The organism is Aquabacterium sp. A08, from assembly GCF_011742065.1.
Map to the genome: position 1 here is coordinate 51,134 of NZ_JAAQQT010000689.1, position 11,504 is coordinate 62,637.

General features: G+C 66.9%; 10 protein-coding genes and 1 pseudogene. 5 read left to right on the plus strand and 6 right to left on the minus strand.

All coding sequences use genetic code 11. The features are described 5' to 3' along the window. Nucleotides 1–563: pseudogene (locus tag HA630_RS22520) on the minus strand (type IV-A pilus assembly ATPase PilB); the annotation flags it as partial. A 141-nt stretch (nt 564–704) separates the two neighbouring features. On the opposite strand from HA630_RS22520, the gene accB reads away from it, so the two are divergent. The 5 genes from accB (at nt 705) to HA630_RS19115 (ending at nt 5,431) form a co-directional block, all read left to right on the plus strand. Further along, complete coding sequence (gene accB / locus HA630_RS19095; protein ID WP_166836863.1) at nt 705–1,163, plus strand: acetyl-CoA carboxylase biotin carboxyl carrier protein; 459 nt, start codon at nt 705–707, stop codon at nt 1,161–1,163. 14 nt (nt 1,164–1,177) lie between these two features. Further along, the gene (gene accC / locus HA630_RS19100) at nt 1,178–2,527 is read left to right on the plus strand and encodes an acetyl-CoA carboxylase biotin carboxylase subunit (protein ID WP_166836865.1); all 1,350 of its coding nucleotides are present in this window, start codon (nt 1,178–1,180) and stop codon (nt 2,525–2,527) included. 19 nt (nt 2,528–2,546) lie between these two features. Then, nucleotides 2,547–3,434 (plus strand): 50S ribosomal protein L11 methyltransferase, encoded by an 888-nt coding sequence (prmA, locus tag HA630_RS19105; RefSeq protein ID WP_166836882.1) that lies wholly within the window; start codon nt 2,547–2,549, stop codon nt 3,432–3,434. Nucleotides 3,435–3,504: 70 nt separating this feature from the next. Then, complete coding sequence (locus tag HA630_RS19110) at nt 3,505–4,494, plus strand: DUF3426 domain-containing protein (RefSeq protein WP_166836867.1); 990 nt, start codon at nt 3,505–3,507, stop codon at nt 4,492–4,494. Nucleotides 4,495–4,531: 37 nt separating this feature from the next. Next, on the plus strand, nt 4,532–5,431 hold the full coding sequence (locus HA630_RS19115; RefSeq protein WP_166836869.1) for a carbohydrate kinase family protein: 900 nt from the start codon (nt 4,532–4,534) through the stop codon (nt 5,429–5,431). 78 nt (nt 5,432–5,509) lie between these two features. Here HA630_RS19115 and HA630_RS19120 read toward each other — a convergent pair whose 3' ends face one another. The 5 genes from HA630_RS19120 to HA630_RS19140 form a co-directional block, all read right to left on the minus strand. Continuing rightward, nucleotides 5,510–6,115 (minus strand): histone, encoded by a 606-nt coding sequence (locus HA630_RS19120; protein WP_166836871.1) that lies wholly within the window; start codon nt 6,113–6,115, stop codon nt 5,510–5,512. Between the two features lie 203 nt (nt 6,116–6,318). Continuing rightward, on the minus strand, nt 6,319–7,461 hold the full coding sequence (locus HA630_RS19125) for a ribonucleotide-diphosphate reductase subunit beta (protein WP_166836873.1): 1,143 nt from the start codon (nt 7,459–7,461) through the stop codon (nt 6,319–6,321). A 133-nt stretch (nt 7,462–7,594) separates the two neighbouring features. Next, entirely contained in the window at nt 7,595–10,495 is a 2,901-nt protein-coding gene (locus HA630_RS19130) for a ribonucleoside-diphosphate reductase subunit alpha (protein WP_166836874.1), read from the minus strand. 172 nt (nt 10,496–10,667) lie between these two features. Continuing rightward, a complete protein-coding gene (locus tag HA630_RS19135) occupies nt 10,668–11,147 on the minus strand; it encodes a hypothetical protein (RefSeq protein ID WP_166836876.1) in 480 nt (159 codons plus the stop codon). Then, nucleotides 11,144–11,443 (minus strand): nucleotidyltransferase domain-containing protein, encoded by a 300-nt coding sequence (locus tag HA630_RS19140; RefSeq protein ID WP_166836877.1) that lies wholly within the window; start codon nt 11,441–11,443, stop codon nt 11,144–11,146. Before HA630_RS19140 ends, HA630_RS19135 begins: the two co-directional genes overlap by 4 nt. Nucleotides 11,444–11,504: the final 61 nt, after the last annotated feature.

Below are 11,504 nucleotides of genomic sequence, written 5' to 3' on the forward strand. Positions count from 1 at the left end.
TGCGCCACCTTGTCGGTGGGCTCGGCCGAGGCCATTTCGATGCTGCCTTCCTCGAACTCGAAGTCGCCCCCGACGATGTGGTCGATGGCTTCGCCGGCCGACACGGTCTGGCTGTCGACCAGCTTGCCCAGCTTGTCGACCTCGGCAATCACCCAATCCACCGCCAGCTGGGTGGCGAACTTGATCTTTTCCGCCGCCTGGTGGTCGGACGGGTCGGCCGTGGCCACGGTGACGCGGTTGCCGCGCTTGCTCAGCACCACAATGCGGAACTGCTGGCAGGTCTTGGCGTCCAGCACCCCTTTGGGCAGGCGCTGCACGTCCACCGCGTCCAGGTCCACCAGTGGGGCGGCAAAGGCCTGCGACATGGTGTGGGCCAGGTCGCGCGAGGACACCGCGCCGCTGGCGATGATCTCGTGAATGAAGCTGGCCTTCTTGGCCTGGGCCTTGGCGTAGAGTTCTTCGGCCTTGGGCTGGGGCAGCGTGCCGGCGGCCACCAGCGCCCGGGCCAGGCCGGGCAGGGCCATGGTAGAGACGCCTTCTTCTTCGTCAACCATGGTGCTCATGCCCCTTGAAAACCGCCCTGTGGGGGCGTTCCTAACACAAAAAAGCCGCGCCGGTGCAGCGCGTCTTCGTGTATATTCCGTCCAAATTCCGCGTCGAAGCGGAAAGTTTGATGCATTTTAGATGCATATTCTGGAGTAAACATGGATTTGCGCAAGCTCAAGACCCTGATCGACCTCGTCTCCGAGTCGAATGTATCCGAACTCGAAATCACCGAGGCCGAGGGCAAGGTTCGCATCGTCAAAAGCGCGCCGGTGGCCGCTGCCGCGCCGGTGACCATGGTCGCTGCCGCCCCGGCCGTGACCGTGGCCGCCCCGGTGGCCGCTGCTGCGCCGGCTGCGGCACCGGCCGAGCCGGCCGCTCCCGCCGGCCACATCGTCAAGTCGCCCATGGTCGGCACGTTTTACCGTGCCTCCAGCCCGGGCGCCAAGGCCTTTGTCGAGGTGGGCCAGTCGATCAAGGAAGGCGAGGCGATCTGTATCGTCGAAGCCATGAAGATCCTCAATGAAATCGAAGCCGACAAGTCCGGCACCGTGACCCAGATTCTGGTCGAAAACGGCCAGGCCGTCGAATACGGACAACCGTTGTTCGTCATCGAATAAAGGGCGGTCCGCTCATGTTCAAAAAAATCCTGATCGCCAACCGTGGCGAGATCGCGCTGCGGGTGCAACGCGCCTGCCGCGAAATGGGCATCCAGGCGGTGGTGGTGTACTCCGAGGCCGACCGCGACGCCAAGTACGTCAAGCTGGCCGACGAGGCCGTCTGCATCGGTCCGGCCCCGTCGGGGCAGAGCTACCTCAGCATGCCGGCCATCATTTCGGCGGCCGAGGTCACCGACGCCGAGGCCATCCACCCCGGTTACGGCTTCCTGAGCGAAAACGCCGACTTCGCCGAGCGCGTGGAAAAGAGCGGCTTCGTCTTCATCGGCCCCACGCCCGAGTCGATCCGCATCATGGGCGACAAGGTCTCGGCCAAGCAGGCCATGATCCGCGCCGGCGTGCCCTGCGTGCCCGGCTCCGAGGGCGCGCTGCCCGACGATCCCGTCGTCATCAAGCGCACGGCCAAAGCCATTGGCTATCCGGTCATCATCAAGGCCGCGGGCGGCGGCGGTGGCCGCGGCATGCGGGTGGTGCACACCGAAGCGGCGCTGCTGCACGCGGTGCAGACCACCAAGGCCGAGGCCGGTGCCGCCTTCGGCAACCCCGAGGTGTACATGGAGAAGTTTCTCCAGAACCCGCGGCACATCGAAATCCAGGTGCTGGCCGACCAGCACCGCAACGCCGTTTACCTGTTCGAGCGCGACTGCTCCATGCAGCGCCGCCACCAGAAGGTGATCGAGGAAGCGCCGGCCCCGGGCATCCCGCGCCGCCTGATCGAGAAAATCGGTGAACGCTGTGCCGCCGCCTGCAAAAAGATCGGCTACCGCGGCGCCGGCACCTTCGAGTTCCTGTACGAAAACGGCGAGTTTTACTTCATCGAGATGAACACCCGCGTGCAGGTGGAGCACCCGGTGACCGAGGCCATCACCGGCATCGACATCGTGCGCACCCAGATCGCGGTGGCCGCGGGCGAGAAACTGCCCTTCACCCAGCGCCAGGTCCAGGTGCGCGGCCACGCCATCGAATGCCGCATCAACGCCGAAGACGCGTACAAGTTCACGCCGTCGCCGGGCCGGGTCACCACCTGGCACATGCCGGGCGGGCCGGGCGTGCGGGTCGACTCGCACGTGTACGCCAACTACATGGTGCCGCCCAACTACGACTCGATGATCGGCAAGCTCATCGTCCACGGCGACACCCGCGAACAGGCGCTGGCGCGCATGCGCACGGCCTTGTCGGAGGTGGCCATTGAAGGCATCAAGACCAACGTGCCGCTGCACCGCGAGATCATGGTCGACGCCAACTTCGAGGCCGGCGGCACCAACATCCACTACCTCGAATCCTGGCTGGCCCAACGTGAGCGCTGACACCCCCGCCGAAGGCCGGCTGTTCGAGCTGGTGTTGCTGGCGCCCGAGGCCTGTATCGAAGACCTGAGCGACGCGCTGGAGGCACTCGACGCCTTGAGCGTGTCGGTCGAGGACGCCGACGCCCAGACCCCGGCCGAGCAGGCCCTGTTCGGCGAACCCGACATGCCCGCGCCCAAGGCCGGCTGGCAGCGCTCCCGCGTGGTGGCGCTGTTCCCGGCCCAGGCCGCGGCGCGCGAAGCCGCCGACCTGTTGCTGCCCCAGCCCTTTTTTGCCGACTGCGAAATCGTCGGCATCCGCCCAGTGGCCGACGAGGACTGGGTCCGCCTGACCCAGTCGCAGTTCGCCCCGGTGGACATCACCCCCAGCTTCTGGATCGTGCCGAGTTGGCACGAGCCACCGGCCGAGGCCCAGACCACCATCCGGCTCGACCCAGGGCTGGCCTTCGGCACCGGCACCCACCCCACCACCCGCATGTGCTTGCGCTGGATCGCGCAACGCTCGCTGCAGGGCCTGCGGGTGCTGGACTACGGTTGCGGCTCGGGCATCTTGGCCATCGGTGCGGCCAAGTTCGGCGCGTCCGACCTGGTGGCCGTGGACATCGACCCGGCGGCGGTGGAGTCCACCCGCATCAACGCCACCAACAACCACGTGGCGCTGCAGGCCGGCCTGCCCGACGTGGCCCAGGGTGCGTTCGATGTGGTGTTGGCCAACATCCTGGCCACGCCGCTCAAGGTGCTGGCCCCGCTGCTGTGCAACCACGTGGCCGCCGGCGGGCACCTGGTGCTGGCCGGCATTCTGGCGCGCCAGGCCGACGAACTGAAGGCCGCCTACGCCCCCTGGTTGGCGCTGGACGTGGCCGACACCGAGGACGGCTGGATCCTGATGACCGCCCGGCGCCCGGCCTGAGCGCGGCCGGGGTGGTCGGTCCCGGTCGGTCGGCCCGCGTCCCGGGTCGGGCGCCTGCAATAATCGCGGTATGAGCTTCATCACCCGCTGTCCCGCCTGCGCCACCGCGTTCAAGGTGGTGAGCGACCAGCTCAAGATTTCCGAGGGCTGGGTGCGCTGTGGCCATTGCCAGCACGTGTTCGACGCCACCCTGGACCTGCAGCCCTGGTGGCCCGGTGCCGAGCCGGTGACGCTGCCGGCGGCGCCACCGCCTGACCAGGCGCCGCCCCTCTCGCCACTGGCACCTGCCGCGGTCCTGCAGCCCACGCCCCGGCCTGAAGCTGAACCCGAACCTGCGGCGCTGTCGCCGTGGGAGCCTGGGCTCGCGCAGGTGCCGTCCCCCGAAGCCGGGCCGCATGTGCCCAGCGAACCGGAACCGCGGCCAGAGCCCGAGCCCGAGCCAGAACCCGAGCTGGCGCCCGAAGCCGGCGTCGTGCTGCCGCCCGTCGCGGTGTCCGAGCCGGACGCGGCAACCGCCCCGGCCGTGGTCGGCCCCGACTTCCAGCCCAGCTTCGTCCAGCAGGCCCAGCGCCGCGCCCTCTGGCGCCGGCCCGGCGTGCGTTGGGCGCTGGCCGTGGTGCTGGCCGTGCTCTTGCTGTTGCTGGGCCTGCAGGCCAGCCTGCACTGGCGCGACGACCTGGCCGCGCGCGTGCCCCAGGCCGAGCCCGCCCTCACCACCCTGTGCGCCCCGCTCGACTGCGAAGTGGCCCCACCGCGCCAGCTGGAAAATGTGCTCATCGACAGCTCGGTGCTGCTGCGCCGCGCGCCGGGCCGCTACACCTTCAACCTCGTGGTGCGCAACGCCGCCGCCATGGAAGTGGCCGCGCCCGCGCTGGAGCTCACCCTCACCGACATCCACGACCAGGTGCTGGTGCGCCGCGTCATCCCCGCCGAGGAATGGCCGCAACCCCGCACCACCCTGGCGCCCGGTGCCGAATGGCCGGTGCAGTTCGAGCTGGAATTGGCCAGTCCCGAAGCCCAGGTCATGACCGGCTACCGCGCCATCCTGTTTTACCCCTGACCCCACCCCGGGCCCCGGCCCGAGAAAGCCCCGTTGCATGTCCATCCTGATCTGCGGCTCCCTCGCCTTTGACACCATCATGACCTTCGAGGGCCGCTTCGCCGAGCAGATCCTGCCCGACCAGTTGCACATCCTCAACGTTTCCTTTTTGGTGCCTGGTCTGCGGCGCGAGTTTGGCGGTTGCGCCGGCAACATCGCCTACGGGCTGCGCCAGCTGGGCGCCGAGGCGCGGCCGGTGGCCACCCTGGGCAACGACGGCCAAGACTACCTCGACCGCTTGCAGGCCCTGGGCGTGGACACCCGCCATGTGCAGCTGGCCAGCGAGCAGTACACCGCGCAGGCCATGATCATGACCGACCGCGACAACAACCAGATCACCGCCTTCCACCCGGGCGCGATGGCGCTGGCGCACCACAACCCCATCGGGGCCGACAGTGGTGCCACCCTGGGCATCGTCTCGCCGGACGGTCGTGACGCCATGCTGCAGCACGCCGAGCAGTTCCACGCCGCTGGCATCCCGTTCGTGTTCGACCCCGGCCAGGGCTTGCCCATGTTCAACGGTGAGGAACTGCTGCGCTTCGTGGAACTGGCCGACTGGGCCGCGTTGAACGATTACGAGGCGCGCCTGCTGTGCGACCGCACCGGGCTGGACCTGGCCGCGCTGTCGCAGCGGCTGCGCGGTCTGGTGGTGACACTGGCCGACCAGGGCTGCGACGTGTGGCAGGCCGGTGTGTGCACCCGGGTGCCTGGCGTGCCGGCCACCGCCGTGGTGGACCCCACGGGTTGCGGCGACGCCTTCCGCGCGGCGCTACTGTTCGGCTTGTCGCAAGGTTGGGCGCTCGCGCGTTGCGCGGCGTTGGGCAACCGCATGGGCGCCGAAAAAATCGCCCACCGGGGCGGCCAGAACTACCGCTTCCAGCTCGGCGCCGACGCCTAAGAAAACACCCGCTCGCCCGGGTGGGGCGGCGGGTGCGCGGTGTCTGTGCTGTCCGGGGTGGTTGACCCCGGCACAGGCTCAGGGCTTTTTCCCGGTGGGGAAGGGCCAGGCGGCCTGCGGCGTCAGTTTGGTTTGCGCGGCGGGTGCCGGGGCGGCGGCCTTTTTGGCCGGCGCTTTCTTGGCCGCAGCGGCCTTGGGGGCGGCGGCTTTCACCGGGGTGGCTGGTTTGGCGGCAGCTGCGGCCTTCTTGGCCGGTGCCGCTTTCTTGGCGGGTGCAGCGGCCTTGGGAGCAGCGGTTTTCGCTGGGGCGGCGGCCTTGGCGGGTGCAGCGGCTTTCTTGGCCGGCGCGGCCTTTTTGGCGGGTGCGGCAGCCACGGGCTTGGCCGCAGCGGCTTTTTTCGCCGGTGCAGCGGCCTTCACCGGCGCAGCGGCTTTTTTGGCCGGAGCGGCCTTTTTCGCCGGTGCCGCTGCTTTTGCCGGGGCGGCGGCCTTGGCGGGTGCAGCGGCTTTCTTGGCCGGCGCGGCCTTTTTGGCCGGTGCGGCAGCCACGGGCTTGGCCGCAGCCGCCTTCTTCGCGGGGGCAGCGGCTTCCGCTACCGGAGCCGCCTTCTTGGCGGGTGCGGCGGCTTTCTTCGCCGGCGCCGCCGCTTTCTTGGCCGGAGCGGCCTTTTTCGCAGTTGCCATGTTGTTCTCCTTGATCAAGTTGCAAAGAGCGCTTGACCGCAGACGTTGCAGGGCAAGCGATTCAGCGCCCTGGGCTCGGGCGGATGCATCTCGCCGGTGAGCCCAAAGGGTTGAATGGGGACACAAAGCCCGCGCTCGGGCCCAGGGCCCAGGGTCGCGGAGTTTGCAAAAAAAGGCCGCATGGATGAAGGCGGGGGCTGGGCTCAGTCCCAGGACAGCGCGCCGCCCGACTGGTACTCGATGACCCGGGTTTCGAAGAAATTGCGTTCCTTCTTCAGGTCGATCATCTCGCTCATCCAGGGGAAGGGGTTTTCCTCGTTCGGGAACAGCGGCTCCAGGCCAATTTGCGTCGCGCGGCGGTTGGCAATGTAGCGCAGGTAGCCCTTGAACATGTTGGCGTTCAGGCCCAGCACGCCACGCGGCATGGTGTCTTCGGCGTAGGCGTATTCCAGGTCCACGGCCTTGAGGAACAGCGCCTTGATCTCGGCCTTGAACTCGGCCGTCCACAGGTGCGGGTTCTCCAGCTTCAACTGGTTGATCAGGTCGATGCCGAAGTTGCAGTGCATCGACTCGTCGCGCAGGATGTACTGGTACTGTTCGGCCGCACCGGTCATCTTGTTCTGGCGGCCCAGGGCCAGAATCTGGGTGAAACCCACGTAGAAGAACAGGCCTTCCATCAGGCAGGCAAAGACGATCAGCGACTTGAGCAGGGTCTGGTCGGTCTCGGGCGTGCCGGTGTGGAAGTTGGGGTCCATGATCGCGTCGATGAACGGGATCAGGAACTCGTCCTTGTCGCGGATGGACTGCACCTCGTGGTAGGCGTTGAAGATCTCGGACTCGTCCAGGCCCAGCGACTCCACGATGTACTGGTAGGCGTGGGTGTGGATGGCCTCTTCAAACGCCTGGCGCAGCAGGAACTGGCGGCATTCCGGCGCGGTGATGTGGCGGTAGGTGCCCAGCACGATGTTGTTGGCGGCCAGCGAGTCGGCCGTGACGAAGAAGCCCAGGTTGCGCTTGACGATGCGGCGCTCGTCCTCGGTCAGACCGTTGGGGTCTTTCCAGGTGGCGATGTCGCGCGACATGTTCACTTCCTGCGGCATCCAGTGGTTGGCGCAGGTGGCGAGGTATTTTTCCCAGGCCCACTTGTACTTGAACGGCACCAGCTGGTTGACGTCGGTCTGGCCGTTGATGATGCGCTTGTCGGCGGCGTTGATGCGCTGGCCCGCGCCCGACGCGGCGACAGGTGCCGGTGCCGAAGCCATGGCCGGCGCTGGCGCTGGCGCAGCGGCGGGGGTGGGGCGCACGGGTTGCAGTGCGGGGGTGCTGTTTTCTTCCCAGGTCAACATGCTTGTGTGTCCAGTGTGTCGGATTATGAAAGTGCAGGCCGGAAAAGCAAGCGTTCCGCAGGGGGTCCACGCAAACTCCCGCAGGGGTGTTGCGTGGCCGCATCGAAACGCGGCGCCGCCCGGCCGGCGGGCGTCATTGGCAGGCTTCGCAGCCCGGGTCGTCGATGGCGCAGAATTTGATGTCGGTGGCCGGCACCTCGGCCGCGGGCACCGCCGCCGCCGCAACCGGCGCGGCCGCCGGTGCGCCTTGGCCGGCGCTGGGCACCGCGTTCAGCTGGCCAATCCGGCCGGTCGATTTTTCGGCGTGGGTGGCGCTGGTGGTGCGCAGGTAGTAGGTGGTTTTCAGGCCGCGCGTCCAGGCCAGCTTGTAGGTGTCGTCCAGCTTCTTGCCCGACGCACCGGCCATGTAGATGTTCAGGCTCTGTGCCTGGTCGATCCACTTCTGGCGGCGCGCGGCGGCTTCCACCAGCCACTGCGGTTCTACCTCGAAGGCGGTGCAGTACAGCTCTTTCACGTCCTGCGGCACGCGATCGATCGGCCACAGCGAACCGTCGAAGTGCTTCAGGTCCATCATCATCACCTCGTCCCACAGGCCCAGGCGTTTCAGGTCCTTGACCAGGTAGCTGTTGATGACGGTGAATTCACCCGACAGGTTGGACTTGACCGACAGGTTGCCGAAGCAGGGTTCGATGGAGGCGTCCACGCCGATGATGTTGCTGATGGTGGCCGTGGGCGCGATGGCCACGCAGTTGGAGTTGCGCATGCCGTCGCGGGCGATCTTGGCGCGCAGGGCGTCCCAGTCCAGCGTGGCGCTGCGGTCCACCTCGACGTAGCCGCCGCGGTGCTGGGCCAGGAGGTCGAGCGAGTCCTGCGGCAGGATGCCACGGTCCCACAGCGAACCCGGGTAGGTTTCGTAGCGGCCGCGTTCGGCCGACAGTTCGGTGCTGGCCCAGTAGGCGTAGTAGCACACGGCTTCCATGGACTGGTCGGCGAACTGCACCGCGGCCAGGCTGGCGTAGGGCGTGCGCTTGAGGTAAAGCGCGTCCTGGAAACCCATGATGCCCAGGCCCACCGGGCGGTGGCGCAGGTTGGAGTCGCGCGCCTTTTTCACGGCGTAGTAGTTGATGTCGATCACGTTGTCCAGCATGCGCATGGCGGTGGACACGGTGCGCTTGAGCTTGGCGTGGTCGATCTGGCCGTCGGTCGTCAGGTGCTGGGCCAGGTTGACCGAGCCCAGGTTGCACACCGCGGTTTCGGCGTCGTTGGTATTGAGCGTGATTTCGGTGCACAGGTTGGACGAGTGCACCACGCCCACGTGCTGCTGCGGGCTGCGCAGGTTGCACGGGTCCTTGAAGGTGATCCAGGGGTGGCCGGTCTCGAACAGCATCGACAGCATCTTGCGCCACAGGTCGGTGGCGGGCACGGTCTTGGACGGCTTGATCTCGCCGCGCGCGGCCTGGGCCTCGTAGGCGGTGTAGGCGGCTTCAAAGGCGGTGCCGAACTTGTCGTGCAGGTCGGGCACGTCGGACGGGCTGAACAGCGTCCACGGGCCTTTTTCCATCACCCGCTTCATGAACAGGTCGGGAATCCAGTTCGCGGTGTTCATGTCGTGGGTGCGGCGGCGGTCGTCGCCGGTGTTCTTGCGCAGCTCCAGGAATTCTTCAATGTCCAGGTGCCAGGTTTCCAGGTAGGCGCAGACCGCGCCCTTGCGCTTGCCGCCCTGGTTCACCGCCACCGCGGTGTCGTTCACCACCTTCAGGAACGGCACCACGCCCTGGCTTTCGCCGTTGGTGCCCTTGATGTGGCTGCCCAGGGCGCGCACACGGGTCCAGTCGTTGCCCAGGCCGCCGGCGAACTTGCTCAGCAGCGCGTTTTCCTTGATGGACTCGTAAATGCCGTCCAGGTCGTCGGGCACGGTGGTCAGGTAGCAGCTGGAGAGCTGCGAACGCAGCGTGCCGCTGTTGAACAGCGTGGGGGTGGACGACATGAAGTCGAACGACGACAGCACCTCGTAGAACTCGATGGCGCGGGCTTCGCGGTCGGTTTCGTTCAGGGCCAGGCCCATGGCCACGCGCATGAAGAAGGCCTGCGGCAGCTCGATGCGCGTCTTGCGCACGTGCAGGAAATAGCGGTCGTACAGGGTCTGCAGGCCCAGGTAGTCGAACTGCAGGTCGCGCTCGGCCTTGAGGGCCGCGCCCAGCCGGGCCAGGTCGAAGGTCAGCAGTTCGGGGTTGAGCAGCTCGTGGTCCACGCCCTTCTGGATGAAGGTGGGGAAGTACTCGGCGTAGCGGGTGGCCATCTCGCCCTGGGTGGCTTCCTGGCCCAACACCTCTTTGACGATGGTGTGCAGCAGCAGGCGGGCGGTGGCGTAGGTGTAGTCGGGGTCGGTTTCGATCTTGGTGCGGGCGGCCAGGATGGCGGCCTTGTACACCTCTTCCAGCGGCACGCCGTCGTACAGGTTGCGCAGGGTTTCGGCCACGATGGGCTCGGGCTTGACGTCGGCGCCCAGGCCGCTGCAAGCGGTGGTGATGAGGGCCTGCAGGCGTGTCACGTCCAGGGCCACGCGTTGGCCGTGGTCGGTCACGTGCAGGGTGGGGTGGACTTCGGCCGGCGCCTCGGCCTGGTGGGCGGCGCGTTCCTGGGCGCGGCGTTCGCGGTACAGCACGTAGGCGCGGGCCACTTCGTGGTGGCCGCTGCGCATCAGGCCCAGTTCCACCTGGTCTTGCACGTCTTCGATGTGGAAGGTGCCGCCGCCCGGGCGCGAGCGCATGAGCGCGCGCACCACGCCCTGGGTGAGCTGTTCCACGTCTTCACGCACGCTGGCCGAGGCCGCGCCCTGCGCGCCGTGCACCGCCAGAAAGGCCTTCATCAGCGCCACGGCGATCTTGTTGGGCTCGAACGGCACCACCGCGCCGTTGCGGCGGATGATCTGGTAGTGCTGCAGGGCGGTCTGGTGGGCCGCGCGCGCCTCTTCGGCGGTGGCGGCGCCCTGTGCGGTGGGGGCGGACAGGGGAGCGGTAGGGGTGGTTTGCATGTGTCCTCGCTGGTGGTGTGTTAGGGATGCTAAACACTATAGGTAGCGTTGCTTTTGCATGAAAAGCACTAGCGGTAGTGTAGCGGCGGCCAGCGGTTGATGGGGCATCGCAGGCCAAAAAAGTTCGGGCAGCCTGTGGCTGCCCGAACTGGGTAAGGTTGAAACAGCGATTTTAAAGCCAGCCGCGCCGCTCAATTTCGATCACCATCCCCTCGGCGGTTTGGGCCAAAGGGACGGAGAAGTCGTGGGCTGCTTGCAGGGCGCCCCACAAAATTTCAGGGTCTTCCACGTACTCGTGCACCATCTGGTTGCGCAGTGACCGCATGGCAAACCACTGGTCGGCAGAGGGGATGAGCCCCAACCGTTCAGCGCGGTCCAGGTTGTCTGACACAGAGGCGATGCGTTCACCCAGAGCGGCCAGGAGCATGGGCAACAATTTGTCTCCCGCCGTGTCTTGCAAACGCCCAAACCTGGCCACAAACGATTCAATCCTGTCTGCCCAGTCTGGGTATTGGTCCAACTGCTTCAGCATGGCTGCGTTGAACGCCGGGACAAACAAGCGCCTGCGTGTGTCCAGCAGCAACCGGACTTCTTTGGTCACCACGCGGCAAATGAAGCGCAGTTTGAGGCGCGTTTTGTCGTCAGGCTTCACAGTGTCAGGCCTTCCGTGCGGGCCACCTCGTGAATGGGCAGTGAGAGCAAGCCAGGGGCGGCAATCACCACGTCCACTTTGCGGCCCCGCATGTGCCGCGACACTTTGCCGGCCAGTGTGGCTGCCAGCAACGCCGGGTTGGCGGGCTTGCTGGGCAAGTCCAAAAACAGGTCCACGTCGCCACCTCGCAGGTCGTCGTGCAGGCGGGAGCCGAACAGCTTGACGGACACGTCTGCACCCAGCAGTTCGTGCACCTGGGTGCGGATGAAATGGCTTTCTTCGGGTTTCAAGCGCATGGTTGGTGCATTGTGTCGCAAAACCTGTTCACACGACACCATGGCTGGCGGGTCAAGCCTG